General features: G+C 65.3%; 30 protein-coding genes. 16 read left to right on the forward strand and 14 right to left on the reverse strand.

Annotated elements, in window-relative coordinates; genetic code table 11:
- The first annotated feature begins 2 nt into the window (after positions 1–2).
- The gene (locus AC5Y4T_RS00920; protein WP_499951601.1) at positions 3–1340 is read left to right on the forward strand and encodes an adenylate/guanylate cyclase domain-containing protein; all 1338 of its coding nucleotides are present in this window, start codon (positions 3–5) and stop codon (positions 1338–1340) included.
- Between the two features lie 22 nt (positions 1341–1362).
- On the opposite strand, the gene AC5Y4T_RS00925 is transcribed toward AC5Y4T_RS00920, so the two are convergent.
- Positions 1363–1821, reverse strand: a complete 459-nt coding sequence (locus AC5Y4T_RS00925; protein WP_499951602.1) for a GAF domain-containing protein — start codon at positions 1819–1821, stop codon at positions 1363–1365.
- A gap of 85 nt (positions 1822–1906) precedes the next feature.
- Between AC5Y4T_RS00925 and AC5Y4T_RS00930 the strand changes: the two genes are divergently transcribed.
- Positions 1907–3433 (forward strand): adenylate/guanylate cyclase domain-containing protein, encoded by a 1527-nt coding sequence (locus AC5Y4T_RS00930; protein ID WP_499951603.1) that lies wholly within the window; start codon positions 1907–1909, stop codon positions 3431–3433.
- A gap of 22 nt (positions 3434–3455) precedes the next feature.
- Here the strand turns inward: AC5Y4T_RS00930 and AC5Y4T_RS00935 are convergent, their stop codons facing one another.
- Positions 3456–3893 carry a nitroreductase family deazaflavin-dependent oxidoreductase gene (locus AC5Y4T_RS00935; protein ID WP_499920015.1) on the reverse strand — a complete coding sequence of 146 codons (438 nt, stop codon included), beginning with the start codon at positions 3891–3893 and terminating at the stop codon, positions 3456–3458.
- Between the two features lie 61 nt (positions 3894–3954).
- On the reverse strand, positions 3955–4110 hold the full coding sequence (locus AC5Y4T_RS00940; protein WP_499951604.1) for a hypothetical protein: 156 nt from the start codon (positions 4108–4110) through the stop codon (positions 3955–3957).
- 157 nt (positions 4111–4267) lie between these two features.
- Here AC5Y4T_RS00940 and AC5Y4T_RS00945 point away from each other — a divergent pair, with 157 nt between their 5' ends.
- The 4 genes from AC5Y4T_RS00945 to AC5Y4T_RS00960 all read left to right on the forward strand — a co-directional run bounded on the left by AC5Y4T_RS00945 (position 4268) and on the right by AC5Y4T_RS00960 (position 7364).
- Entirely contained in the window at positions 4268–4570 is a 303-nt protein-coding gene (locus AC5Y4T_RS00945; protein WP_499920017.1) for an RNA 2'-phosphotransferase, read from the forward strand.
- Positions 4571–4579: 9 nt separating this feature from the next.
- Positions 4580–6448, forward strand: coding sequence for a hypothetical protein (locus AC5Y4T_RS00950; RefSeq protein ID WP_499951605.1), 1869 nt, complete (start codon positions 4580–4582; stop codon positions 6446–6448).
- The gene (locus AC5Y4T_RS00955) at positions 6445–6867 is read left to right on the forward strand and encodes a hypothetical protein (protein WP_499951607.1); all 423 of its coding nucleotides are present in this window, start codon (positions 6445–6447) and stop codon (positions 6865–6867) included. The genes AC5Y4T_RS00950 and AC5Y4T_RS00955 overlap by 4 nt, the downstream gene beginning before the upstream one ends.
- A 161-nt stretch (positions 6868–7028) precedes the next feature.
- Entirely contained in the window at positions 7029–7364 is a 336-nt protein-coding gene (locus AC5Y4T_RS00960) for an Imm63 family immunity protein (RefSeq protein ID WP_499920217.1), read from the forward strand.
- Positions 7365–7481: 117 nt separating this feature from the next.
- Here the strand turns inward: AC5Y4T_RS00960 and AC5Y4T_RS00965 are convergent, their stop codons facing one another.
- Complete coding sequence (locus AC5Y4T_RS00965) at positions 7482–7988, reverse strand: DUF2505 domain-containing protein (protein WP_499920018.1); 507 nt, start codon at positions 7986–7988, stop codon at positions 7482–7484.
- A 27-nt stretch (positions 7989–8015) separates the two neighbouring features.
- Complete coding sequence (locus tag AC5Y4T_RS00970; protein ID WP_499951975.1) at positions 8016–8678, reverse strand: M15 family metallopeptidase; 663 nt, start codon at positions 8676–8678, stop codon at positions 8016–8018.
- 218 nt (positions 8679–8896) lie between these two features.
- Between AC5Y4T_RS00970 and AC5Y4T_RS00975 the strand changes: the two genes are divergently transcribed.
- Positions 8897–10417 carry a serine hydrolase domain-containing protein gene (locus AC5Y4T_RS00975; protein ID WP_499951608.1) on the forward strand — a complete coding sequence of 507 codons (1521 nt, stop codon included), beginning with the start codon at positions 8897–8899 and terminating at the stop codon, positions 10415–10417.
- A gap of 60 nt (positions 10418–10477) precedes the next feature.
- Here AC5Y4T_RS00975 and AC5Y4T_RS00980 read toward each other — a convergent pair whose 3' ends face one another.
- From AC5Y4T_RS00980 to AC5Y4T_RS00990, 3 genes are all read right to left on the reverse strand, one after another.
- Positions 10478–12040: an LCP family protein gene (locus AC5Y4T_RS00980; protein ID WP_499951978.1), complete on the reverse strand. Its 1563-nt coding sequence runs from the start codon at positions 12038–12040 to the stop codon at positions 10478–10480.
- Positions 12041–12206: 166 nt separating this feature from the next.
- Positions 12207–13070, reverse strand: coding sequence for a phytanoyl-CoA dioxygenase family protein (locus AC5Y4T_RS00985; protein WP_499948540.1), 864 nt, complete (start codon positions 13068–13070; stop codon positions 12207–12209).
- Positions 13071–13149: 79 nt separating this feature from the next.
- Complete coding sequence (locus AC5Y4T_RS00990; RefSeq protein WP_499951609.1) at positions 13150–14607, reverse strand: phospholipase D-like domain-containing protein; 1458 nt, start codon at positions 14605–14607, stop codon at positions 13150–13152.
- Between the two features lie 173 nt (positions 14608–14780).
- On the opposite strand from AC5Y4T_RS00990, the gene AC5Y4T_RS00995 reads away from it, so the two are divergent.
- On the forward strand, positions 14781–15182 hold the full coding sequence (locus AC5Y4T_RS00995; RefSeq protein ID WP_499951610.1) for a DUF732 domain-containing protein: 402 nt from the start codon (positions 14781–14783) through the stop codon (positions 15180–15182).
- 39 nt (positions 15183–15221) lie between these two features.
- On the opposite strand, the gene AC5Y4T_RS01000 is transcribed toward AC5Y4T_RS00995, so the two are convergent.
- Positions 15222–16226, reverse strand: coding sequence for an oxygenase MpaB family protein (locus AC5Y4T_RS01000; protein ID WP_499951611.1), 1005 nt, complete (start codon positions 16224–16226; stop codon positions 15222–15224).
- A 98-nt stretch (positions 16227–16324) separates the two neighbouring features.
- Here AC5Y4T_RS01000 and AC5Y4T_RS01005 point away from each other — a divergent pair, with 98 nt between their 5' ends.
- The 4 genes from AC5Y4T_RS01005 to AC5Y4T_RS01020 all read left to right on the forward strand — a co-directional run bounded on the left by AC5Y4T_RS01005 (position 16325) and on the right by AC5Y4T_RS01020 (position 18578).
- Complete coding sequence (locus AC5Y4T_RS01005; RefSeq protein ID WP_499920023.1) at positions 16325–16921, forward strand: TetR/AcrR family transcriptional regulator; 597 nt, start codon at positions 16325–16327, stop codon at positions 16919–16921.
- A gap of 11 nt (positions 16922–16932) precedes the next feature.
- Positions 16933–17205, forward strand: coding sequence for a hypothetical protein (locus tag AC5Y4T_RS01010; protein ID WP_499951614.1), 273 nt, complete (start codon positions 16933–16935; stop codon positions 17203–17205).
- A gap of 59 nt (positions 17206–17264) precedes the next feature.
- The gene (locus AC5Y4T_RS01015; protein WP_499951616.1) at positions 17265–17675 is read left to right on the forward strand and encodes a DUF4267 domain-containing protein; all 411 of its coding nucleotides are present in this window, start codon (positions 17265–17267) and stop codon (positions 17673–17675) included.
- 75 nt (positions 17676–17750) lie between these two features.
- Complete coding sequence (locus AC5Y4T_RS01020; protein WP_499951618.1) at positions 17751–18578, forward strand: LLM class F420-dependent oxidoreductase; 828 nt, start codon at positions 17751–17753, stop codon at positions 18576–18578.
- Positions 18579–18580: 2 nt separating this feature from the next.
- Here AC5Y4T_RS01020 and AC5Y4T_RS01025 read toward each other — a convergent pair whose 3' ends face one another.
- The 3 genes from AC5Y4T_RS01025 to AC5Y4T_RS01035 all read right to left on the reverse strand — a co-directional run bounded on the left by AC5Y4T_RS01025 (position 18581) and on the right by AC5Y4T_RS01035 (position 21183).
- Entirely contained in the window at positions 18581–20056 is a 1476-nt protein-coding gene (locus tag AC5Y4T_RS01025) for a protein adenylyltransferase SelO (protein ID WP_499951620.1), read from the reverse strand.
- Positions 20057–20097: 41 nt separating this feature from the next.
- Positions 20098–20667 carry a hemerythrin domain-containing protein gene (locus tag AC5Y4T_RS01030; protein ID WP_499951624.1) on the reverse strand — a complete coding sequence of 190 codons (570 nt, stop codon included), beginning with the start codon at positions 20665–20667 and terminating at the stop codon, positions 20098–20100.
- Between the two features lie 234 nt (positions 20668–20901).
- Positions 20902–21183 carry a WGxxGxxG family protein gene (locus AC5Y4T_RS01035; RefSeq protein WP_499920029.1) on the reverse strand — a complete coding sequence of 94 codons (282 nt, stop codon included), beginning with the start codon at positions 21181–21183 and terminating at the stop codon, positions 20902–20904.
- A 314-nt stretch (positions 21184–21497) separates the two neighbouring features.
- On the opposite strand from AC5Y4T_RS01035, the gene AC5Y4T_RS01040 reads away from it, so the two are divergent.
- The 3 genes from AC5Y4T_RS01040 to AC5Y4T_RS01050 are packed head-to-tail and all read left to right on the forward strand — an operon-like array spanning position 21498 to position 23472.
- On the forward strand, positions 21498–22421 hold the full coding sequence (locus AC5Y4T_RS01040; RefSeq protein ID WP_499920030.1) for an HpcH/HpaI aldolase/citrate lyase family protein: 924 nt from the start codon (positions 21498–21500) through the stop codon (positions 22419–22421).
- 27 nt (positions 22422–22448) lie between these two features.
- The gene (locus AC5Y4T_RS01045) at positions 22449–22805 is read left to right on the forward strand and encodes a DUF488 domain-containing protein (RefSeq protein WP_499951627.1); all 357 of its coding nucleotides are present in this window, start codon (positions 22449–22451) and stop codon (positions 22803–22805) included.
- A 40-nt stretch (positions 22806–22845) separates the two neighbouring features.
- The gene (locus tag AC5Y4T_RS01050; RefSeq protein ID WP_499951630.1) at positions 22846–23472 is read left to right on the forward strand and encodes a GNAT family N-acetyltransferase; all 627 of its coding nucleotides are present in this window, start codon (positions 22846–22848) and stop codon (positions 23470–23472) included.
- Between the two features lie 14 nt (positions 23473–23486).
- On the opposite strand, the gene crcB (AC5Y4T_RS01055) is transcribed toward AC5Y4T_RS01050, so the two are convergent.
- Both crcB (AC5Y4T_RS01055) and crcB (AC5Y4T_RS01060) read right to left on the reverse strand, forming a co-directional pair.
- On the reverse strand, positions 23487–23867 hold the full coding sequence (gene crcB / locus AC5Y4T_RS01055) for a fluoride efflux transporter CrcB (RefSeq protein WP_499951633.1): 381 nt from the start codon (positions 23865–23867) through the stop codon (positions 23487–23489).
- Positions 23864–24262, reverse strand: a complete 399-nt coding sequence (gene crcB / locus AC5Y4T_RS01060; RefSeq protein WP_499951634.1) for a fluoride efflux transporter CrcB — start codon at positions 24260–24262, stop codon at positions 23864–23866. The genes crcB (AC5Y4T_RS01055) and crcB (AC5Y4T_RS01060) overlap by 4 nt, the downstream gene beginning before the upstream one ends.
- A gap of 101 nt (positions 24263–24363) precedes the next feature.
- Here crcB (AC5Y4T_RS01060) and pgm point away from each other — a divergent pair, with 101 nt between their 5' ends.
- A complete protein-coding gene (gene pgm, locus AC5Y4T_RS01065) occupies positions 24364–25995 on the forward strand; it encodes a phosphoglucomutase (alpha-D-glucose-1,6-bisphosphate-dependent) (RefSeq protein ID WP_499951635.1) in 1632 nt (543 codons plus the stop codon).
- Positions 25996–26041 lie beyond the last annotated feature (46 nt).

Raw genomic sequence — 26041 nt, forward strand, 5'->3', positions numbered from 1 at the left:
CCATGAACGTCGCGGGCAGCGCGCCGGACATCCACTATGCCAAGAGTGGTGGCCTGAACATCGCGTACTCGGTCACCGGACAGGGACCCGACCTCGTCGTCGCGCCCGGCTTCATCTCGCACCTCGACATCATGTGTGAGGAGCCGTCGGTCGTCCACTTCTATTCGCGCCTCGCGTCTTTTCGTCGCGTCGTCACCTTCGACAAGCGGGGCACTGGCCTGTCGGATCCGGTCATGCACGCGCCGACATTGGAAGAGTCCGTCGACGATCTGCGCGCCGTCATGGACGCGGCCGGCTGTGAACGCGCCGACCTGGTGGGCGTTTCGGAGGGCGGCACGATGGCGATGCTGACCGCGGCAGGCCATCCCGATCGCGTGAATGCGCTTGCCCTCTATGGCACGTTCTCTCGCCTGCTCGAAGGAACTGACTACCCGCTCGGCGTCACCGAGGAGCAGCTGTCGTCGTTGGTCGAGGTGAGTGCCAAGGGCTGGGGTGAGGGCGTCGGATTGGGTGCATGGGCTCCCAGCCGGCGGAACGACGCCGATTTCCGGCGGTGGTGGGCGCGGCTGCAACGCGTGGCCGCCAGCCCCGGAATGGTCCGCAACATCTTCGCGCTCTATCCGCAACTGGACATCCGCGACGTGCTGCCCACCATTCAGGCGCCGACGCTCGTGCTCCACCGGCGCGACGACCGGATGGTGAAACTTGAGATGGGCCGCTATCTCGCCGACCGCATTCGCGGGGCCAAGTTCGTCGAGCTCCACGGCGCCGACCACCTCTTCTTTACGGGCGACGCCGATGCCCTGCTCGACGAGATAGAGGAGTTCCTCACCGGCGTCCGGCCGCAGCCTGCGGTCGAGCGGGTCCTGGCCACGGTGTTGTTCACCGACATCGTCGACTCCACGAAGCGAGCGGTCGAGCTCGGCGACCAGCGATGGAAGGAGCTGCTCAGCAGGCACGATGCCCAGGTACGGCGCCAGCTCGCACGTTTTCAGGGTCGCGAGGTCAACACGACTGGCGACGGCTTCCTCGCCCGGTTCGACGGGCCCGCCCGGGCGATCCGGTGTGCCGCGGCGATCCGCGACGTGCTGCGCAGCCTGGGCCTCGAGATGCGGGCGGGTGTACACACGGGCGAGGTGGAGTTGCGCGACGACGACATCAGCGGCATCGCCGTCCACATCGCCGCGCGCGTGGCAGCGGCGGCCGGGGCGGGCGAGGTGCTCGTCTCGCGCATTGTCGTCGATCTGGTCGCCGGGTCGGGTCTTGGCTTCACCGCTCGCGGCGCGCACGCCCTCAAGGGTGTGGCGGGTGAGTGGGCGCTGTTCGCCGTCGAAGGTTGACGGCTAGGGGTAATCCACGCGCTCAGTTCTCCGCGGACTGATCCGTCCGGGAATCCCAAATCGCCTGTGTGTCAATCCCGATCGAGGGGTGGTGGATTTCCTGGAGGTTCCGTCCGCCCCGACCGAATGTGGCGACGACGGCGTCCGGCACGTCGTGTTCCAGGATCGGCGTGGACAGCCACTCGCAGGGTCGTATGTGCACCAGATCCACCGCCGCAGCGGTCTCGTCGGCGTCGTAGACGTAGGGCCCGGAGATGCGGCCCAGCCAGAACCACCCGCTGGTGTCGCGGGTCCACACGAACGAACCTTCGTCGAGCTCGGCGAATCGGGCGACCCGACGGGCCAGCCGCTCCTGTTCGGCCGACCTGACCACAAGTTGGCCAAACCCGCACACGCCGAGCCGGCGCGCGCGATCGATGGTGGCTTGCGGCTCGACGGCATCATTGCGCGATCGCATCGGCGCGCGGTAGACGGCGACCATAAGAGACATCGTGCCTGGGCGCTGCAGCCGGACCGACGCGGCCCTTTCCCGCACATCGCGATCGGCGACGTTTTAATCTCCCGACATGGATCGCATCTGGCAGTGGGCGTGGGATCGATACGGGGCGCGGTATTACTGGTGGGCGTTATGCGCGGCAGCGTATCTCGTTTCGCTTCCCGTCTACGCCGTGTTCGTATCGTTGCCGATCGTCGCTGCGGAGAAGCAAGGGCGATATGTAGACGCGGCCGCCGTCACCGTTGTCGCGGTGCTGTTACTCGTGTGCATCATGGTCTCTCCTGGTCGCCAATGGATCCGCTACGTGGGGCAGTGGGCAGCCGGTCGCGAGATCGATCGAGCGGCCGCACTCGAGGAGACCTACCGCTACAGCCGCAAATCGTCCGCCCTGACGGTCTGGGCTACCGGCGTATGGGCCGCCGCGTTGTCGGTCGTCGTCGGCGCCATCGCTGGAGCGTCGTGGACCCGGTTGGTGCAATACGGGATCCGCGGCGCCGTCATCGGAATAGCGGTGCAGCTGATCGCTTTTCACAGCATCCTGGAGGCGATGCAGCGTCCGGTCAGGATCGCCCTTGCCGACGGGACGGGAATTGGGGACTCGCTGCCGCGCTCGCGCCCGAGTTTTGCCACGCGGTCTAACGTGTCCATGCTTGCAGCGGCGTTTGCCTACGCCGTTGCGGGGGCTATGTGCGCGACGGTGCTTGCCCCGGTCAGCGATGCACCGATCCTGTCCGCCGCGATCGGCTGTGCGTTGACACTGGTCTTCGCGGTGCCGGTCACGGTCGGTATCGGGTTTTCACACTCCCTGCAACCCATTCGCGACCTCGCCAAAGGCGCCGAACGCGTTGCGGCAGGGGACTATGGTCAACGCTTGCCGGTCGTCCAGGACGACGACCTGGGCGCCCTGGCCGCGTCGTTCAATCGCATGCAGACGGGTCTGGCTGAGCGGCAACGGCTTCAGGGCGCGTTCGGCACCTACGTCGACCCGGTGCTCGCCGCGCGGCTGCTACAGCAGGGCGACGACGTCTTCACCGGAGAGCGGCGCGAGGTGACTGTGATGTTCGTCGACATCCGTGACTTCACCCCGTTCGCCGAGGCGAACTCCGCCGAGGACACCGTCACGCGGCTCAACGCGCTGTTTGAAATCGTCGTGCCAGCCGTCGTCGACGCCGGTGGGCATGTCAACAAGTTCCTCGGCGATGGCGCTCTGGCGGTGTTCGGCGCCCCCAACGATCTCGCCAATCATGCCGATGCCGCGGTTACCGCGGCGGTGCTGATCCAGCGACTCGTGGCCCAGCGATTCGGCGATGAGCTTCGCATCGGCATCGGCGTCAATACCGGCAAGGTGATCGCCGGCACCATCGGTGGCGGAAGCAAGCTCGAGTTCACCCTGATCGGCGACGCAGTCAACGTCGCCGCCCGCGTCGAGCAACTCACCAAGATCACCGGCGACGCCATCCTTCTCACCGGTTCGTGCGTGGAAGCGCTGACATCTCGGCCGCCTGGACTCCTGAATCGGGGAGCGCACGCGTTGAAGGGAAAGTCGGCCGAGGTGCAGGTCTTCACTCTCGGTTTAGCGGCAACCACGGTGACCTGACTCGCGCGGCTCCCGTGCTGTCCTACCCTCTCGGGGCCAGAACCACGACGGGGATGGGTCGCGACGTCTTCTTCTGGTATTCGTTGTAGCGGTTTTGATTGTTCTTGTTGACGATCTGCCACAGCCGCTGATAGTCGGGATCGCCGGACAGCACCGGTCGCGCTGTGACGGCGAAACGCCTTGGGCCGACGTTGATCTCGACGTCGGGATTGGCTTTCAAGTTGTGATACCAGCCGGGAGCCTGGGGCGCACCGCCCTTGGACGCGACGACCAGGTAGTTGTCACCGTCACGGGCGTAGGACAGCGACGTCGTGCGTTGTTTGCCGGTTTTCGCCCCGACGGTATGCAGTAGCAGACTCGGTATCCACAGTGTGCGGTGGCCGATCCAGCCGTTCGTCTTCTGATAGACCGTGTCGTGTACCCGTAACACCTGCGAAAAGACCGTTTCCACCAAACTCATGGCTACCAGTCTCACTCAGCGGCGGCGGCCTTCGCCAGTCCCTTCCGCGAGGCCCTTCGGGCTAGTGGTGATGCGGCGGTCGCTCGTCAAGTAGCCGGCGCTCGTCTGACGCCTCGCGCACCTGCTCCTCGTCGCCGAACCTTTCCACGTCCTCGGGCGTGACATGCACCCGCTTCGGTCGCGGCGCGGCCGGCGGCTCGTGGGGTTCACGGGGCATGAGGTGATTGTCTCTTATCTCGGGCGAACTTCAGCCCTTTGCCCGGGCGATGGTCTCGACAGCCAGCGCACGACGTGGTCAAAGGAGGTGAAGGGCGCGAGCGCCCGCGACGAATTATCATTCGGAACACGATGCCGACGAGCGGAAGGGATGGTTCGTGGCCGATAGCTTCAAGGTCGATCCGGTCGCACTGCACCTCGGCAGTAACCACATGTTCAACGCGATTGGTGATGCTGCTCTGGACTTCATCGCCCATGAGGATCGGCTGGCCGAGGCCGCGCCGGGCTGGATCGGATCTTCGGAGCTCGCATTGGGTGAGTTGACGGCACGGTGGGAGGTCCGCCACGACCAGCACAATGAGCGGGTGGACGCGCTTGGGTCCCACGTGGCCGAGGCGATGCTCTGGTATCTCACCAACGAGCGTCAATCGCAACGAGCCTTTACATCGGTGCAGGAGTAGGGGTTTCGAGTGGGGCAGTTGACCCCATCTGATGTCAAGCGTTGGGATCTCGACGCGATTCACAAGGTATTCGAGACGGCCGATGGGCGCGCAAATACCTTGCAGCAGTTGGGGGACAACCTCCAGCAGGTCCACAACGTTCTCATCGGCTGGCAAGGGCAGGCCGGGGAAGCGTTTCGCACCGATTTGGGCAAGGCTCGCCGCGACATCGAGGCGGACGGTCAGGAGTCCAAGCAGGTAGCCGCGGCGGTATCGCGCGCCGAGGACGACGTTAGTGCGTGCAAGCGCGAGCTCGATGACATTCAGCGGGTCACTGATGCGAACGGCTGGACCATAACGCCGGACTGGCGAATCGACGTGGGCGACACGTGGGTCGGCCGTGACTCCCTGGACTTCGCTGCCCAGCAACAGGTGTTGCAGGACAAGCTGATTGCGTTGAAGGTGCATGCGGACAGCGCCGACCACGAGCTTGCCACCGCCATCCGCAGTGCCGTCGGGGAAGGCCCGTTGAGTGCCAACGGGTCTTTGCCTGCAGGTCGCCCGGCGCCCCAAAGCGCGCCGAAGCCTGCCGCCGAGGGTCAGCCGCGGTCGTTGCAAGACATGCTTTTTCCGGCGGGCGCCGCAGATCCCGCGTCCGGTGATGGCCCACCCTCACACGCGCCGGCTCCGGCTGGCGGCGCCGGTGGCAATCCCCCCATGCTGCAAGGCCCCTCGCTTCCCACCGGCAAGCAGGCGGTAAGTGGTCAAGGTGATCAGCTCACACCCGGAAGCCTGGCCGACCTCTTGGGCGGGGTGCAAGGACCGGTGGTTCCTGGCACACCGCCGCCTGCGCTGAAACCCGCTGACGTGGAGAGCTTCAAGGCGATGGCACGCCAAACCATGATCCGCGACGGTGTGCCGCCAGATCAGATCGAGGCGCGTTTGAATGACGTGGTTGGGCGTACTCAGCAGTGGCTCGATAACGGTATGCCCAATTACGTTCCTCCCGAGCCGCAGCGCCCGCCACCGCCCGGATTCGGTGAAGGATTCAGTGACCGATGGTTTGCTACCGACCAGGCGATCAAAAACCTTGTCGGACAAGGAGGACCCGGGGCTCCAAGCGTCCTCAAATCATGGGAGCAGATGCTCAAGAACACGATCGAGACGGCGCCGAACCCGGCTGTCGCGGCGATCGGAGAAGTCAAGAACGCCCTTGACTCACCGAGCCCGGCCTATTATCTCGGCGGCAAGGCCGCCGACGGCGCATTCGCTCTGCCTGGGCTGATTTTCGGTGGCGAGGGAGCGGCCGTTGAAGCGGGACTTGGCGACATCGGCCCTGGTGTGCTCGACACCGGTCCCGTAGTTTCACCGCATTCGCCGATCGGGTTCGATCACCCCTTCGGTTACAACCCGTGGGCAGAGCAGGCGGCCACAGATCTGAATGGCGCGTTCGGGCATGGCGGCCCCACACCGAGCCTCAGTCGACAACTGGCTGACATGTCCACTCACTACGTTGGTGACCACTCGGACCGAGTAGTTCTGGGCAGATTTGATGGCCAGGAAGGTGGTTACATTGGTGACGCCAGAGGGCACGGCGGAATTTACTTCGATACGGGTGACCCAGCTTGGGCTGCTCTAACGCGGAGCCTTGGTCATGCGGAAGCGCAGGGCCTGGCTTGGCAGGTCAATGAACAATTCCTCCGCGGCCATATGGAAGCTGGCATTGCCCGCATCGAATACAATTTGCCGCAGGGGTTCAACACTGTCGAAGAGGTCTTAGCTCTGAGGCCGGACACCTTCTCCGCCAAGGAAATAGCTTACTTGAAGAGCAACGCAGAGGAATACGGTTATCAGCAGGTTGGCAACTCTTGGGTACATGTGGCGGGCGGGCGGAGATGACAAAAGAATTCTTAGCGGGAGTGCGGTCCATTGTTGAGCCTCTGCTGATTCAGCTCGGATTCGAACTGGACGAGTTCGGTGACACTGTTGAACACGGACGGAAGGCTTACGTTGTCTTTTTCCGTTCAGACGATTGCAAGATCCAGATATACGATGCACCGCGTGAAGGCGAGATAAATTGCATGATTGCGCCGCTCGACGCCGATAACATTCTTGGTCTTTATGATCGGTCAGAAAAATGGCAATATCTTCCCAGATTCGCCATCCGACGGGGAGTGTCCTTGGATGAAGTCATGAGGGATAATCCGGCAATCGCGTTCCCAACCATAGACCAATCGCTCGAGGCGGTCCGCGAACGCATCAAGAAGTATTTCCCCGTTGCACATGACGGTGTCCGTGAAATGGGCGGGCCGGGCTAATGGAAAACCAGCTAATGAAGAATTTGCACGGTATTGCACCCCTGGTTAGACTCCAGTGAACCGGCGCATGCAAATGCGATCAGGACCGCGCCTTGGCCGATAAGGCAGCGGAACTTCAGGCTGAAGTCGATCGGCTATCGGAAACGCTCGGAGTTCGTACTATGCCCGTCGGGCTTCGAACAAACGACGGACTGAATATCTATGTGGTCGACGATGACGCGTATCACTTCACTTTCTACGAGCGCGGAAAACTCGGTTTCGACCGGGTCGGCACACTTGATGACCTTCTTTACTGGTACGTCGGAGGGGTGGTTACCGGCCAAGCCGCCAAACGAGTGGGAGATAGAGCAGAGCGCTTCAAATATGAATATCAGGTGCTAAGTCACTTCAATGTTGATTGGGCTAAGAGGAATGTTCGAGAGACAGCGGCACTATTTCGTCGCAATGGCCAACCCGAGGACATCGCCTTACTCCCCGACATTGGCGAAGCGCTATGACAGTGACTTGCGTAGCGCGTAGGCGCAGGCCGGAATGCGGGCGATTCAGCACCGTCCCCAGCCGTTTCGCCGCCACATCGCAGCGAATGTTCCAACTGCAGCCGACGCAACCGGGACTTACACGTCGTTCTCGGTAATCCACGTGGTGGTGAAGCGCACCAGCTCGGGGATGCCGTTGGCCAAGTCGGACCCGATGGATTTCTCGAGTTTGCCGCCGAGCAGAGGGATTTTCACCTCCACGCGCAGGGCAGAGCGCATTTGGCAGCCGCCGTCGTCCGTCGGTGCCAGCCAGCTCTCCACGTGACCAGACCCCAATCCGCCGGACGCCAAGACGCTGACCTCCCCGCGCACGCGCCGGTCGGCTTGCGGTCGCCATGTCTCGGTGTGCACGATTTTCAGGTCGCCTTTGATGAGCTTGGACACCAGGCCGGGTAACAGTTGACGGCCGAAATGCTGGCTAATTTGGGCTGTCACCGTGCCGTCGGCATCAACCACCAGCGAGTCGAGCGTGATGTTGGTGGCATCGGCGATGCGGGCCCGCCAATAGTCCTCGCGACCGAACGCGGCATGGATCTGTTCGACACTGGCGGGTGACTCGGTCGAGACGTCGAATGAGCGCGACATATCCATGCATCCTTGCAGAGTTCCGGTTCAGGGCCGCTCGAAATGCTGATAATCGATCGGGGCCGCCCAGTGACCGCCCCACCGCCACCCGCGGTCCGTGAAGACGCGCACGGCGGCGTCCCCGTCGTGCAGGAGTCCTGGGTCTCGCCGGCTGCGGTCCAGGTAACGCCCGGCGTTTTGCGGCTGGAAGGTGCCGGTGGCATAGACGCAGGGGTTGAGACGCGGATTGAGGTCAATAGCCCGGCCATAGGCGTGTTGAGACCAGTGATCGCTTCCGGGGATGCCCCGGCAGTTGAACGCCGACGTGTTGTCGTCTTGCATGGAGAGCTCATCGTTCGCGGACGGGTAGTGGTCGACGGTACGCATCTTCTCGATGGGAAATCCGAGTCGGTAGAGCTGAGCGAAGACGGTAATGACCTCCGGCGCCAAGTCCTGATGCACGATCAGTTCGCCGTGGTGCGCCCGTCCGTCGAAACCGATGTGGTCGACCTCGACGCGTCGTAGCTGCGCGGGGTCTACCGGGCAGTCCGGCCGCCAGCTCGCCCCGAGCTCCGCGGCGGTGACCGGCCGAATGTTGCTAGCGGCAGCGGGCGGCGACGTGCCGGCCGCCGACGTCGCGGCGGACGACGGCCTGGACGCGGGGGGCTTCGGCACGCCGGTGCATTGCGTCAAGGTCACGATGGCCGCCATCGTGCCCGCCAGCACGGCAACTGATTGCCTGCCGGACGTCAAAGGGGATGAGTCCTCACCGCTCGCTCCCAGACCGACTGGATCGCCGCGACCGGGCGTCGCGACACATCCCGGGCCAACGGTACTGCACACCGCTCTAACCTGCTGCGCGACAGCCGCTTTGCGCGGAAACCGAAGGAGTGCTGGATGCCGTCATGCCGTCGATTTACTCTTGCCGTATGCCTGTGATCAGTGGCAGGTGGAAATTTTGGCCGACCTCGCCGCGCAAGACGGTCGTGGTCGCAATTGTGCTGCTCGGCCTGATCGCGGCGTCGCCCTGGGCGTTTACGGCACACGCACCCGAGGCCGACCGCTCGCAGCAGCCCGCTTTGACGTCCGCGCCGGGGCCTGTGCCGGCGGAGCCCCCGGCTGCGGGGCCCGCGCCTGACTTCGCACCCGTCTCCGAGCTGATGAACGACGCGATCGCGGCAGGCGGGCTGCCGGGTGGGGTAGTGGTGGTCGGGCACGGCGGCCATGTCGTCTTCCACCAGGCGTACGGGTCGCGAAAACTGGCCGACGAACCGGGGCTGGATGGATCGCCCGCACCCGCAGAGCCGATGACCGAGGACACGATCTTCGACATGGCGTCGTTGACGAAGTGCCTCGCGACGGCGGTCGCCATCATGCAGCTCTACGAACAGGGCAAGGTCGCGTTCGACGATCCGGTGCAGAAATATCTGCCCGACTTCAACACAACGAACGATCCACGGCGAGCCAAGGTCACGGTTCGCATGTTGCTGACCAACTTCTCCGGCGAAGGGATCGACGTCAGCCTGCAAGACCCGTGGGGGCTGGGCGGACCCGACAAAGCGGAAGGCATTCGTCGCGCGCTCACGGCGCCACTGCAGTCGGGTCCGGGCGAGCTTTTCCGATACTCCGACATCAATTACATCCTGCTCGGCGCGCTGCTCGAAAAGACCACCGGCGAGGCCGAAGACACGTACGTGCAACGCAATGTGGTTGCACCGCTCGGGCTGCAAGATACCCGCTACCTTCCTGCGGCCAAAGCGTGTGGCCCACACGTGGTGCGAGGGGCAGCGGTTGCCTGGGCCGCCGCGCCGCCGGGAGGTGAGCCGATGAATTGCCCCGCGGGGACATGGAACACCAGCCTCCTGACGCGTATCGCGCCAACGGCGCGTGACGAGGAAAGCAGAGACGACCCGAGCAGAAATCCGGATTTCTATGCGCTGCTTCGGGGTACCGTGCATGACCCGACGGCGCGCCGGATGGGGGGAGTAGCCGGCAATGCCGGCCTGTTCTCGACGGCGCACGACGTCAGTATTTTTGCGCAGGCGCTGCTCGATCGGCTGGCCGGCCGTCCGAGTGAGTTTCCTTTGCGGACAGAAACTCTCGAGCTGATGACTACCCCTCAGCAACCCGGTCACACCGCCGGACAAGTTGAGGCGGCAAACCGTGCCGCCCAAGGAGCTCACGCAGCCCACTATCCGGCGATCGAAGGGCAAAGCCTGTTCGGTTTTGGCTGGGACATCGACACGGCCTACTCCAGGCCGCGCGGGAAGGTGTTTCCCGTCGGCAGCTTTGGCAATACCGGGTTTACCGGAACCACGCTGTGGATGGACCCAGGCTCGAATACCTACGTCATCCTGCTCTCGAACTCCATTCACTTGCGGGGCAGCCCGCCGATCTCAAATCTCAGGGGTGCCGTGGCCACGGCGGCGGCGCAGGCCCTGCACCTCTAAACACCGCGCCGTCCGCCGCGACATCGAGGCATGCCCGGCGGAAAACACCTTGGCCTCTTGTCATTTCACGCAGGGAATGCCGTCGGCGGTCATGCGCGACAGGTTGGTGACGGCAGGTTCTTGCGTGCCGGCGCCCGTCGCCGGCACCGTGGTGACGGGCGCCGTCGCGGTTATGGTCGGCGATCCCGACGGGTAATCGCGGTGGTGGTCGAATCGGGAGAAATCGGTCCCGACGGTGAGCTGCACCGTGTTGCCGGCGACGCTGTCTGATGCGGTCGCGGTGATGTCGTACTGGTCGGCGAGTTCGGTGGCCGCTGTCTTCGCGCCGGGCCCGTAAGCGATGCTGCTCGTTTCGCTGGTGGAGTCGGCGCTGCTGACCTTGCCGCCAGTGAATCTTCCAGTCGCCAAGAGCGTTTGGAGGCTTGCGGCCTCGCCTTGCCGGCCCGAGGCGTTGACCACGTCGAGCGCGACGCTGCCGGCAGTGCTCTGCGTACCGCTGTCCGGTTGCGCTGCTGCGGAGGGGCTGCTGGTCGAGGAGGTAGTCGACGAATCGGTGCCCACCAGGTTGTGCACGATGGAGCGGATGGTGGGTATGTCAATGAAATTCACGTAGGCGCCGTTCGAGATTTCGCCGAACCCGGTGACCGGCAGCGTGTACAGCGCGACTGGCCTGTTGGGGAACTCCAGCGCGTTACGAACGAAATCGTCGAAGTCGAAATTAGCGTCGACGGCAACGTTCTGCTTCGCGACCTCTAGCAGGGCATGCAGTTTGGTGGGATCCGACAGCGTCCCGCCGCGGCGCATCGCGCTGACCACCGAGACGATGAAGGCCTGCTGACGCCGGCTGCGGTCAAGGTCGGTGAATGCCGCGTCGTTGGGGTCGCGGCGTTGCCGAACGAAGGCCAACGCTTGAGTTGCGCTGATCTGTTGCATACCTCGGTGGAAGTCCGCGCCGGAATAGTAGCGGTCCGAGGTATCGGCGTTGAGGCACACCGTGATCGGTTCGACCACGCGTGCGATCTGGAAGAACCCGGCCAGGGTGACTTCGACGAAGTGATCGATCGGGATTTGCAAAAGACTCTTGACGGTGCTGATTTCGGCTTTGCGGCCCGCCTCCCGCGCCGTCTGTTCTCTAGTGGTGGAGTCTTGCCCTTGAACCGGGGTCGGGCTCGGTTGTGAGCCGGCGGAGCCGTGGCCGGCCATCACGCGCTGGTAGGCGAAGCTGTAGGCCTCCTTGATCTTGCCGCGGCAATCTGAGGTCGGGCATCCGGCCAGCTCGACGTAGTCGTCGCGGGGAATTGAGATCGCCGTGGCCGGACCGCCGCCGGCGGGCAGGTGCACCACGATGAGCGCGTCGGAATCGCCGTCGGCGGAATCCGCATCGCCCGCGTGCAGCGCGTCATAGATGTCGGCTGGCAGCGGCTGTCCGTGCTGGTCGCGCCGGCTATCCAGGCCCATGATCAGGATGTTCTGGTCGTTTCCGGTCGACTCGGGTTCACCGGCCAATGCCTCGGATTTGGTGATGCCCGCCGAGGCGCTGCGGTAGGCGTGCCAGGCGATGCCGATGGCGGCCACCAGCACCAGCGATGTCAGCGCGGCCAGCATTTTGGCACCGGCCACCATCCGGTGGTTGCGGTGCAAACGATTCCCGAGCCCGGCCGTCGGCGAATCCGATTCTTGTTCGTCGGGCGGGCCCGCTCGACGCGTCATGACAGAACTGAGAATAGCCAGGTAGGGGCCCGTCAAACCGGGAAACGTGCAAGCGCCCTGCCTCCCGATCGAACGGGCGCTAGGACTGCGCCTCGACTTCCAACAGCCGCAACGGATGCAGGCCGTCGACGTTGCCGACGAACGGTGGGTGAATGCTATAGCCCAGCATCCGGCGAATGTCATCGGAGACCGCTCGGGCGATGTCGCGCGATATCGACAGGGTGTAGGCCTCCATCGGCCGCAGCCACGGTTGGCAGTACTGAGCGGTGACGGCAAGGCGCTCGCGATCTGTGGTGTTGGCGCCTCCACCGTGCCACAGCGTGCCCACGAACAAGACGCACGACCCGGCGGGCATGACGACCGGGAGGGCCTGATCGTCGGGACCCGGCCGGCGCTTTCCCCAGCGGTGGCTGCCCGGGTACAAGACGGTGGCGCCGTTGTCGGCGGTGAAGTCGTCGATCGCCCAGATCGTCGCGGCCGCGAGCGGGGCCCGAGGACGCGGAATCGGGTAGAAGCCGTCGTCGTGATGCGCCAGCTGTGCGGCCTCGCCGGGGCGAATGTTGATGGCCTGCAACGCCGAAAGCAGGTAGTTGGGCATCAGCAGCCGATCGAGCACCGCCAGCACCCGCGCATCGTCGACCAGCCGATCGCACGCCCTGGTCCTACTCAGCACGCTGTAAATGCGCTGAGTGCGCAGGCCCTCGAAGGAGTTTCGTCCGGTGTGCCCCAGCCAAGGGCGCACGACCTCGCGGATCTGCGAACACTGCTCGGGGCTTAGCAGGTTCTCCCAGATGACGTAGCCGTCGCGATCCAGCGCGGACATGTCGGCCTCGACGATCGCGCTGTCTACCGAACTTCCACCGGTCGGCGTCCGCTTGTAGCGCTGCGCCAGATCGCCCCGCAGGTCCTCCAGCGTGGTGACTGATTCGTCGTCGATGCTCATCGGTGCTCGTCCTTGTCACTGGCACTTCTGCCCACACTAGGCCGATTTGGACTTGACCCACACCCGAATCGCCGACCGGTCAACCCCGAAGGCCGGTGATGAACCGTTGCACGCTGCGGGTCAGCGACCGGGGCACATGGTCGGGGTCCATCAGGTCGTTCTCGGCCAGCGGGCCCGCCTCGTTGGCGATGGTGCGCTCGGTAAAAGGCCGCAACGTCTTGCCGTGTCCCCGAAGCGCCTCGATGGCCTTCAACACCGACCGGTGTTCACCGATCGCCTCTGCCAGTTCGCCTACCGAAACCCCCAGGTGTTCGGCCAGCAATTCGTTTCGCACGGAAGCGATTTCGCGGCGCAGCTCGTCGTGTTCGGAATCGGCCGGCGGCGCCTCGATCGCGACGTCACATTCGCTGTCGAACCCCATCGAGCGGTTGTTGAAATTCGAGGAGCCGATGCGCAACAGCCGGTCGTCGACCACCAGCACCTTCGAATGGACGTATATCGGCGCTCCGCCGTCGGTCACCGGCCAAAACACGCCCAACCGGCCATGCTCATCGGCCTCCCACAGCAGTTGGATGAGGCGGTGGCGTGCGCTGTCCATGGTTCCCCGCTCGAGAGGATTGTTGCCTCTGCGAGCCAGCACCATGACGATCTCCGGACCCCGGTCTTCGCGCAGCCGCGCAGCCAGCGCTTCGGCGATCGTGCGGGACGCCAGGTATTGGTTTTCCACATACAAGGTGTCCCGTGCCGCCGCGATGGCGGCCAAGTTGAGCGCCTCCACCTCCCTGACCTCGGCGGAATCCTCGAGCTCCGGCACGGTGCGGGCGATTCCGACGTCGACGTTGCGCAGGCTCGGTTCCAGTTTGCTGGGCCACGCGCTGTGCTTGGCCTGGACAGGCGACAGCGATTGTTTGGTCGCGGTCTGCCACCTGGTCATGGCCTGCTCAGCCAGGGCCCGCGCCGCCGCGCCGTCGACGGCCAGGCCGACGTCGTGGCGCGGACCGTAACCGCGCCCTACCGTCCGGCGGTGGTGGTTGCGATGCGCGTGTGCGCGGGTGTCCCATCGTTCGAGTGTCAGATCGATGCCGCCGCAGAACGCGACCGCGTCATCGACGACCACGATCTTCTGATGATGCACCGAACCGATCGGGTGGGCGCCGTCGATGGCGAGATGCATTCGCCTGCTGCTGATCTGGTTCAGCAGCGATACCGGGGTGAGGCCAAACCAAATGCCGTCGAACGCCGGCAGCAGCCGAAGATTGGACTTCAGCAGGTAGACATCCAGATTCGGCCGCTTCCACAGCATCCAGTAGAGGAACGCGCCCAGCTGGTTCGGCCCGGGAAGTGTCTTCGCGCCGCGCTCGAATGTCACCCGGGAGTCGAAGTCCCAGCCGATCAGCATGATTCGATGGCGAGCGCGCAGCATCGCCGCCTTGACGTGTTTGAAGTAGTCGGCGGCGTCGATGATGGGGGCGAATTGGTCGGCCCGTGCCGTGCGCCAGCAGGTCTGGCCGGATGTCAGAAGTCGATCGTCGTCCACGTCGGCGCTCTCAACGGTGTTGACGGGACAGCGCGGACATAGCCACTGTGTACCACATCCAGGGCGGGTGCCAGCATTCGTCAGGATCGCCACCCGGCGGCTCGACTTCCCCGTTCATGCACACGGTGGGGGGCCGGCAGGACACGGCCACCGATCTATACGAAGATGAAGCGATGCGAATGCTGGTAGCGCTTGCGGGCTGCGCCGTGCTCGCCGGCGCGGCCGCGCCGGCGTACGCCGATCCGGTCGGCGCTTCGGGAGCCGATGCGAGCTTCCTCACCGCGCTGAACAAAGCGGGCATCACCTATCAGGATCCGGCTGCGGCCGTCGGGGTGGGTAAAAGGGCCTGCCAACTGATGGACGAGGGCAGCCCGCAGGTCGAGGTCATCAAAAGCGTGTCGTCGAGTAATCCGGGGTTCACGGTGGACGGCGCCGCTCAATTCACGATGATCGCGGCGAGCGCCTACTGCCCCCAGCACCTGGGACAACAAGTCACTCAGGCGCCGCCGCCGGCAACGACTCCGCAGACGCCGCCGATCATCGATATTCCCATCATCACACCCGGCGCAGCGTAGCGGTCGATACCTGGTTGTACGCAACGGCTTTCGTGCGGACTACACCGACTGGAAGCTGCGCTCCACCTCCGAGCGGCTGCGGACCTCATCGCTGCCGAGTACGTAGCTCGGCAGGGTGTGGGGGACCGTTGTTCCCCCCTTGACTCTCGCTTGGGCCTGCTGAAATTCCGGGGCGGGCCCGGATGCCGCGTGGATCCCGTTGATGATCGACCACACCGCGGTGCGACGAGCGGTACGTTCGATGATGTTGCAATCGCGGTGCTGCAGCATCTGCTTGGCCCATTTCGGCATGGTGTCGCGGATGGCCCAATCGACCGCAGCCTGCGGCATCGAAACGTTGGGGCCGGTGCCCATCGCTTTGCCATAGGTGACAGCCAATTTCGGCAAGTAGGACTCCAGGCACTCGAGCGTCTCGGCCTTCGTGGTCGGCAGGTCGACGCCTCCCAACGCATGCCCGACCCGGACGAACTCACCGTAATACCGGTCAAGCTGCTTGCTGCGCAACGGCATTGGGTGATATAGCTCGTGCACGGTGGCCAGGCCCCAGACCACCGTCGCGTAATTCCACCGCAGCCACTCGGGATCGTCGGCGTCGTAGCGTGCGCCGTCGGGGCGGGTGCCCTTGATGGTGTGGTGCATCGCGCGCACGGATTTCGCCAGGCGCTCAGCCGTTTCCGTGGACCCGTATGCCGTGCCGATGAAGAACGCCACCGAGTGACCGAGGCGTGTCGCGGCACCTTCGGGATCGATGTGGGGCACCCGCGATATCGGGTTTCCGTCGCTGTCCCGTTTGATCAGGCGGGAGTGGTGCATGCCCATCCAGTAGATCGACGGGTCCAGGGTCTCCATGAAGGCGGCACATTGCAGCCCGAAGATCAGCGCCGGCAAGTGCGAGTGCACCCGCCACACGGCGCTGTCGGGACCGAACCAACCCGGATCGCCCACGGGCGCGGCGAACTCCATGCCGCGGAAGAAGTACCGCCGCATGTTGTCGTCCAACCGTTTGTTGATCATCTGCCCGACGATCTGGTGTGGCAGAAACACGACACACTCCCTACGAAATCTGGCCACGACTGTAACCAGAATAAGGTTTTGGCCACAGGTGTGACAAGACACGCGCCTGGTCGACTTACCCTGTAGGAATGTCGAGTCCCACCCGGTGGGCCGGTATACCGCTCAAGGACCGCCGCGCCGAACGACGTGCGCTGCTGGTGGAGGCCGCCTATCGACTGTTCGGCAGCGGCGGCGAGGCGGCCCTCTCGGTGCGTTCGGTGTGCCGGGAATGTGGGCTGAACACGCGGTATTTCTACGAGAGTTTCAGCGACACCGACGATCTGCTCGGGGCCGTCTACGACCGGGTGAGCGATCAGCTCGGCGAAGTGATCGAGGCCGCCGTCGGGCAGGCGGGGGATTCGCTGGGCGCCCGGACCCGGGCCGGCATCGCGGCGGTGCTCGGCTTCTCCTCGGCCGATCCGCGCCGCGGCCGGGTGCTGTTCACCGACGCGCGCACCAACCCGGTGCTGGCCGTCCGGCGCCGCGCCACGCAGGACATGCTGCGCGAGGGCGTGCTGACCGAGGGCTGGCGCCTCAACCCCGACTCCGATCCGGTGGCCGCAGAGGTCGCCGCGGCCCTGTACACGGGCGCCATGGCCGAGCTCGCGCAGCAGTGGCTCGCCGGGCATTTGGGTACGGACCTCGATGCTGTCGTCGACTACGCGCTGAAACTGGTGCTGCGGTAGGAAGTGCGGTCATGGGCGGAATCGAACACGCGATGGACCCGATCCGGCGCATCCTCGGGCACAAGATCAGCGTCGGCGGGCTGGTCGAGCTGGGATTATGGTTGTTGATCCCATACCTGTGTATTGGGTTCGCGTGGACCGCTTTTCACCCCGAGCAGATCCAGCGAATTCAGGCGCGGATAGAAGCGGTGGCGCCCACCGGCGCCGACGCCATGGCCTTTGGGGCGGCGACTGTGCTGTGGCCGGCGTCGCTGCAGATCGCCGATTCCTGCCCGGCGCCGTGAGCGACTTGCGAATGGAATACGCGCACGATCGCACGATTTGCTCCTAGGCTCTGAAGACCATGTCCATCGACCGGTTCGGCCTTCTTGCGGGCACCATCCGACTTGCCTCTGGCGTTTCCTTCCTCGTCGACCCGCTGCGGGCGAACAGACTGTGGGGGGACCCGGACGAGCCGACGCCCACGGCGCAGCTGCTGTTGCGGTCGATGGGCTATCGCGACGCGCTGATCGGTGTCCTGCTCGCGTCGGCGGCGCTGCGCGGTAACAACACGCGCGGCTGGTTCCTGGCCTCCGCGGGTGCCGACGTGGCCGACCTGGTCGGCGGGCTGAGCGTGCACAGCCAGCTGAAGCCCTCGCAGCAGATCATCGGCTTGGGCGGCGCCGCGGTCGGTGTCGCCACCGGCCTCTGGGGCGCGGTGCGTCCGGCCAAGCGCCGGGCAACCCGGGCGGTGACCGAAGAAACCGCGCCGTGAGCTGAGTCATTTCGAGCGAGCCGCCGGGACAAGCCCGCGCTGACAGGCGGGCGGTGATGCTGTTGACTGAGCATCATGGGTTTCGGTGTGCTGACATTTGTTACCGACGACGGCATTGGTCCCGTGGAGTTGGGCGAGGCGCTTGAGCAGCGCGGTTTTGAATCGCTCTTTCTCGCCGAGCACTCACACATCCCCGTCGACGCGAAGACCCCGTATCCGAGCGGCGGCCCGATCCCGCCGAAGTACTACCGCACGCTGGATCCGTTCGTGGCGCTGACCGCCGCCGCGGTCGCCACCGAGCGGCTCGTCCTGGGCACCGGCATCGCCCTGGTGCCCCAGCGCGACCCGATCCACACGGCCAAAGAGGTGGCGTCGCTGGATCTGGTGTCGCAGGGGCGTTTTCGATTCGGCGTGGGCATCGGCTGGCTGCGTGAGGAGATCGCCAACCACGGCGTGAATCCCTCGGTCCGCGGACGAGTCGTCGACGAGCGGCTCGACGCGATGATCGAGATCTGGTGCCACGAAAAGGCGGAATATCACGGCGAATTCGTCAACTTCGACCCGATCTACAGTTGGCCCAAGCCGGTCCAGAAGCCCCACCCACCGCTCTACCTCGGCGGCGGACCGGCGGGCTTCAAGCGCATCGCGCGGCTGAACGCGGGCTGGCTGTCGATGACGGGATCGGCAGAGGAGTTGGCTTCTCCGCTCGAGCAATTGCGAGACGTGGCCGGCAAGGACGTGCCGGTGATCCACTTCCACGGCGGCAAGCCGGCGGCGAAAGAACTCGAGGCCTATCGCGACCTGGGTGTGGATCACCTGTTGGTGGACCTGCCGACCGAGCCTCGCGATCAGACACTACAGCGCCTCGATGGGTTGCAGGCCGAGCTCGCCAAGCTGTCGTAAGGTCAAGTGCCGCAGAAGGTCTGATACTTGCCGAAGTCCTCGGGGGCGGGCTCCGCGTAGCGCTCGAGGCCCGGCCGTTCCGCATAGGGGTCGGTGACCGCGGCGAGCAGCTGTTGCAGCGGGTCGAGCTCGCCGGCCGTCGCGGCGGACAGGGCCTCCTCGACAAGATGGTTGCGCGGAATGTAAATCGGGTTGGTGCGATCCATCGTGTCGGCGTCGGGACCCAACGCCCGCCAACGCGTCAGCCACGCGTCGAAGCCGGCCAGGTCCGCGAACAATCCGCGGACGGGTTCGGCATCGGGTTTGGCATCCCCTCGCGCCGCGTCGCTGAGCCGGCGGAAGAACGAGGTGTAGTCGATGTGGTTCTGCTTGAGCAGCGCGAGCAACTCCTCGACCAGCACCGTGGCGAATTCGTCGTCGACCTGGGCGGACAAGCCGAGTTTGGCGCGCATCCCGGCGCTCCACACGGCGTCGTAGCGGGTCTGGAAGACGCCGAACGACTGCTCCGCGAGCGCGATTGCCTCCTCGGTGTGCTCCGAGAGCAACGGAAGCAGAGTCTCGGCGAAGCGGGCGAGGTTCCATCCAACGACTACCGGTTGATTTCCATAGGCGTAGCGTCCCCAGAAGTCGATGGAACTGAAGACCGTGTCGGGGTCGTAGGCGTCCATGAACGCGCAAGGTCCGTAATCGATCGTTTCGCCCGAGATCGTGGTGTTGTCGGTGTTCATCACGCCGTGGACGAATCCGATCAGCATCCATTGGGCGATCAGCGAGGCCTGGACGGCCACCACCGATTCGAACAAGGCGAGATACGGGTTGTCCGCCTCGGCGGCGGCGGGGTGGTGGCGGGTGATCGCGTGGTCGGCGAGGCGGCGCAGCAAGTCCTCGTTGCCGGTGGACGCGGCGAACTGGAAGCTACCCACCCGCAGATGACTGCTGGCCACGCGGGTGAGCACCGCACCCGGCAGTGTTTCTTCGCGATGGACCGGACGCCCGGTCCCCACCACGGCCAACGACCGCGTCGTCGGCACGCCCAGGGCGTGCATCGCCTCGCTGACCAGGTATTCGCGCAGCATCGGGCCCACCGCGGCCAGGCCGTCGCCGCCGCGGGCGAAGGGCGTGGCGCCGGAACCCTTGAGGTGTATGTCGCGCAGTCGCCCGTCGCCGTCGACCAGCTCGCCCAGCAGCAGGGCACGCCCATCGCCCAACCTCGGAACGAAGCCGCCGAACTGGTGGCCGGCGTAGGCCTGGGCCACCGGGGTGGCGCCGTTGGGTACCGAGTTACCGACCAAGAAGCGCAGCCCGTCGGGGCCGCGCAGCCAGCCGGTGTCAAGCCCTAGCTTGTCGGCCAGCGGCGCGTTGAGCGCGAGCAGCTGCAATTCGGGGAAGGTCTCCGCCTGCCAACGGACCGCCATCTCCGGCAGTTCGCGGAAGAACCGGTTCTGGAGAGCAACGGTGGTATCCGGGGCAACGCTCATCTCACCGAGCCTACGGAAACCCGGGGGGCGCGCCGGGTGCGCTATCCGAGGGCTTTGCCGATGAGATCGCGGGCGCGATCAAGCATGGACGCGAACGGCCCGAGCGCGAAGTTCAGTTTCGCCGATTCCACGCCCGGATGCGGGCGCGTCGGAGCGATCGCCTCAGCGGCGCGTACCGCTGCCCCCATCCGCTTCAGGTCGTCGGTGTCCACCTTGCGCTTCAACACCGGGAACTCTTCGTCCTCCTCATGCCGGGCGTGCTCGAGGACGGCGCTGCGCAGTTTGGTGAGCTCCGCGATGAACTCGTCCGAGGTGACGTCGAGCTTCTCGATCGCCGATAGCAGTTCCTTGGCCTCATGCTCCTCTTCAAGGCGGGCGTCGACGATGGCGTCGCCGGCATCATCGTCCTCCCGCCGCACGCGCGGATGCACCACCATCTCCTCGGCCGTCTCGTGCACGGCCAGCAGCTGGCGCAACGTCGCGAACGGCTGCTCGCGCGCCTTGGGATCCGTAGCGTGCAGCACCTGGTCGAACATGTCCTCGATGAGGTTGTGCTGCGCTTTCAGGAACGCGACGACTTCGTCGGGTGATTCGATAATCATCTCGGCCATCGCCGGTACCTCCTGTAATGGGGGGAATGGGGGGCGCACGCTGGGCTGTGTACGGCTTGAACGAGGCATACCCGCTGCACAAGTGGTCAAACGGACGCTGCGCTGGGCGCGAGGCTCGTTGCGCCAACTCAATGATCAAAATTCCTTGCGGCGCAATGCGTTTTGTAACCGGGACCCAGCGATCCCCGTCAGCCGCGGCGCGGCTGACGGGGACCCGAGGGTTAGGGGATGAGGCTAGACGCCGCGGCCCCGGGTGGCGGCCGGTCCGGCGCCGGTGCCGGCGACGTGGTCCTTCCGGCGCATCAGTCCGGCGAGTCCGCCCAGGCCCAACAGGCCGACGAGGCCCCACAGCCCGTTGTTGTCGCTCTTTTGGTCATTGCTGGTGTTGTTGTTGTCCGCCAGAGTCGTTGTGGTGGACGACGGCGCGGGTGCACTCGGGTTGGCGGCGTTTGCGACACCCGCTCCACCGAACAACAGTGCCCCGGTGGCTGAAACGACTGCTATGGCCTTACGCATATCTACTCCTCGTGGGTCTTTCTCGGTCGGTCCCAGAGACGGGCGATCGAGACGCATTTCGGGACCAGGTTGCTCTAGCCTCCGCAGGATCCGACGCACGACCGATGGCCGTAACGTGGCGAAGTGTGTGTTACCCCTGCCCACCGCGGGGAAACTCGCCGGCGATGACGGTTTCGTTTGCTGGCTATCACGTCTCCGGTGGTTCTTGTGGCAAAACGAAGGTGAGACGACCGTCCGGCATGAGTTCTTTCGCGGTCGGGCTACGGTAAAGGAGCCCAAGACCGCAAGCACGAGAAGGCGACAGATCAGCTGACATGTACGAGCAGGTCAACAACAGCGCGCCAGAGTCCGATGATGTCGTCGGCTTCCGCATCGACCCTGTTCTGGCCCGAAGTTGGCTATTGGTGAATGGTGCACACGACGACCGGTTCCAGTCCGCGGCGCAATCGCGCGCCGACATCGTCGTCCTCGACATCGAGGATGCCGTCGCGCCCAAAGACAAGCACGCCGCCCGCGACAACGTGGTGCGTTGGTTGAACGCCGGCAATACCGACTGGGTCCGCATCAACGGCTTCGGCACCCCATGGTGGGCGGACGACCTCGCCGCCCTGGCCGCCACCCCGGTGGGCGGGGTGATGCTGGCGATGGTCGAATCGGTCGATCACGTGACCGAGACCGCGAAGCGGCTGCCCGATGTGCCGATCGTCGCTCTGGTCGAAACCGCCCGGGGCCTGGAGCGCATCACCGAGATCGCCGCGACGAAGGGCACCTTCCGGCTCGCCTTCGGCATCGGCGACTTCCGCCGCGACACCGGTTTCGGAGAAGACCCCGGCACGCTCGCATACGCCCGCTCCCGTTTCACGATCGCCGCCAAGGCGGCCAGCCTGCCCAGCGCCATCGACGGGCCCACCATCGGCTCGAACGCTTTGAAGCTGATCGAGGCCACCGCCGTTTCCGTAGAGTTCGGGATGACGGGCAAGATCTGCCTGACCCCGGATCAATGCGCCGTCGTGAACGAGGGATTGTCGCCCTCGCACGACGAAATATCCTGGGCGAAGGAGTTTTTCGCCGAGTTCGAGCGCGACGGGGGAGAGATCCGCAACGGCTCCGATCTGCCCCGTATCGCGCGGGCCACCAAGATCCTGGAGCTGGCCCGCGCGTACGGCATCGAGGCATTGGACATCGACGAGGAAGAGCGTGATCACTCGCCCGCACCCTCGGACACCTACCACTACTGAGCCGACGGACGCCGCTACCCTGGGCGGGTGAGCGCCAAGAGGCGGGTCCGGGTGGCGCGGGTCTATGACGAGGTCGACCCCGGCGAGGGCCAGCGCGTCCTGGTCGACCGGGTCTGGCCCCGCGGGGTGCGCAAAGACGACCCACGGGTGGGTATCTGGTGCAAGGACGTCGCGCCGTCGAAGGACCTCCGCGAGTGGTATCACCACGATCCGGATCGGTTCGACGAATTCGCGGCACGCTACAAGACCGAACTGCGCGAAAGCGGCGCGCTGGACGACCTCCATGAGCTCGCCAAGCGGAAAGCCGTGACGCTGGTGACCGCGACCCGTGAGCTGGACATCAGCCAGGCCGCGGTCCTGGCCAAGCTGCTCGAACCCCGGTGAACGGGCTTAGACCGACAGCGTCGTAGGCTCGCCGGTTGACATGACTGATGCCGAACCCATTCTTCCGCGGGAACTGATCGACCTTCCCGAGGCGATCCGCAGCGTCCCCCCGCCGCCCATTCCGCAACTGCCCGAGCCGTACGGCCTGCGCGTTGCCGACCCGGACGCTGACGCCGAGATGGTCTCGGAGTGGATGAATCGGCCGCATCTGGTCGAGGCATGGGAGTCCGACTGGCCGGTGGAGCGGTGGCATCGGTACCTCCAAGCGCAATTGGAGGGCGCCTTCTCTCGCCCGCTCATCGCCACCCTGGACGGGGTAGACCGTGCATACATCGAATTATATAGAGCGGCAAAGGATTCCATCGCTCGTCGCTACGAGCATGAGCCCAATGATCTGGGATTGCATGTCGCGGTTGCCGATTTGGATCACATCGAACGCGGGCACGTCAGTTACCTGTTGCCGCATCTGGTGACCAGCATCTTCACCCTCGATCCGCGGTGTCGCCGCATCATGTTCGATCCCGATCATCGCAATGCGTTGGCGCGCAAGTTCTGTGAACGGGGCGGCTGTGCGTTTCTCGGCGAGCATGACATGTCGAATCGGCGAATGGCGCTGTATGTGCTGCCCCGAACTCCCGACGATATTCCGCGTCGACGCGACGCCTGATAGCCCGGACCCGATCAAAGGTGCTGTGCGATCTGCTGTCCGATGAACGCCGCCGCTTCACCGAGCAGGACGCTGACCACGATGTTGGCCAGCGCGGCCCGCAGCCGGCGTTCCTCCCCGAGCCGCTGTGTCTCGAGCATCCAGGTGGAAAACGTGGTGTAGGCGCCGACGAAGGCGGTGCCGGCCAGCAGGGCCGCCTCCTTGTTCAGCGCCATGCCGCCGAGGAAACCCAAAAGCGCTGCGCCACTGATGTTCACGGCAAGCGTGCCGAACGGAAAAGGCCGTGATACTCGCCGCGCCACGGTCCGGTCGATGACGAAACGCAACACCGACCCGATGCCACCGATGAGCGCGACGCCGGCCCAGACCAGAGCCGTCGTCGTCGTGGCGGTCACCGGCGCACCCGGACCCGACGCACCAACTTGGTGGCAAGGTGTGCGGCCAGCAGGCCCAACACGATGCTGGTGACCGTGTAGCCGATGGCCAGCCCCCAGTAGTCGTGTTCGATCATCTTCAGGGTCTCGACCTGCATTGTCGAGAAAGTCGTTAAACCACCGCACAACCCGGTGCCCAGCAGCGGCCGCCGATAGCTCGATGTCGGCAACCGCTCCAGTAGCCGGGTGGTGAAATAACCCACCAGAAACGCCCCGACGATGTTGACCGTGAACGTGGGCCATGGCCAGCTCGCCGGGTCACCGCCGACCAGCGTGCTCAGCGCGGCCCGGGCCAGGGAGCCCAACGCCCCACCGACAAACACCGCGGCCAGTTCGCGATAATCCCGTTGAGCCACTGGGTGGATTCCCTTCGTTTGCCGGTGCGCTACGCAGCGTATGGCCGAAGTCCAGACCGGCGCAGCCCGGGTGGACGCGGACACGGGCAGAATTGGTACCCATGGTGGCCAATCCACGCGCCGGCCAGCCGGCCCAGCCCGAAGACCTCGTCGATCTACCTCATTTGGTGACGGCGTATTACTCGATACGGCCCGACCCCGGCGACGTCGCACAGCAGGTCGGCTTCGGCACGTCGGGGCACCGCGGGTCAGCACTGGACGGCGCGTTCAACGAGGCTCACATCCTGGCGATCACCCAGGCCATCGTGGAGTACCGCGCCGCGCACGGCACGACGGGCCCGTTGTTCATCGGCCGGGACACGCACGGCCTGTCCGAGCCGGCCTGGGTGTCGGCGCTGGAGGTGCTGGCCGCCAACGACGTCGTCGCCATGGTCGACTCCCGCGACCGGTACACGCCGACACCCGCGGTCAGCCACGCCATCCTGTCCTACAACCGCGGCCGCACCGAGGCGCTGGCCGACGGAATCGTCGTGACGCCGTCGCACAACCCGCCCGCCGACGGCGGCTTCAAGTACAACCCGCCCAACGGCGGCCCGGCCGACACCGACGCAACCAACGCAATTGCCAAGCGCGCCAACGAGATTCTGCGCGAGGGGGCGGGGGTCAAACGCATTCCGCTGGCCCGCGCGCTGCAGGCCGTGCGGCGGCACGACTACCTGGGCAACTACGTCGACGACCTGCCCAACGTCGTCGACATCGATGCCATCCGCACGGCCGGGGTGCGCATCGGCGCCGACCCGCTGGGCGGGGCCAGCGTGGACTATTGGGGCGAGATCGCGCAGCGGCATCGTCTGGATCTCACCGTGGTGAACCCGCTGGTCGATGCGACGTGGCGGTTCATGACACTCGACCACGACGGCAAGATCCGCATGGATTGCAGCTCGCCGGACGCGATGGCGGGGCTCATCGCCAACCGAGACCACTACCAGATCGCCACCGGCAACGACGCCGACTCCGACCGCCACGGCATCGTCACCCCCGACGCGGGGCTGCTCAACCCGAACCACTACCTCGCGGTGGCCATCGAATACCTCTACACCCAGCGGCCGTCGTGGCCGGGCGGCATCGCCGTCGGCAAGACCGCCGTCAGTTCGTCCATGATCGACCGGGTGGTCGCCGGCATCGGCCGCAAGCTGATCGAGGTGCCGGTCGGATTCAAGTGGTTCGTCGACGGCCTGATCGGCGGAACCATCGGCCTCGGTGGTGAGGAGTCGGCCGGGGCGTCGTTCTTGCGCCGGGACGGCTCGGTGTGGACCACCGACAAGGACGGCATCATCCTGGCACTGCTGGCTTCCGAGATTCTGGCGGTCACCGGAGTGAGTCCGTCCCAGCGCTATCAGCGGCTGACCGCCGAGTACGGCACACCGTTCTATGCGCGAGTCGACGCACCAGCCGATCGAGAGCAGAAGGCCCGGCTGTCGAAGCTGTCCGCCGATCAGGTGACGGCGACGGAACTGGCGGGGGAGCCGATCACGGCGAAGCTGACCGCGGCGCCGGGCAACGGCGCGCCGCTCGGTGGATTGAAGGTGACGACGGCCAATGCGTGGTTCGCCGCGCGCCCGTCGGGCACCGAGGACGTGTACAAGATCTACGCGGAATCCTTCAACGGGCCTGAGCATCTAGCGGAGGTGCAGGAAACCGCGCGCGAGGTAGTTAATAAAGTCATTGGGTGACTATTTCCCTCCGGCTTGCCCGCTCGGAGGGGCGTGCGTTCCGTTC

The sequence above is a fragment of the Mycobacterium sp. NGS11 genome (assembly GCF_059813315.1).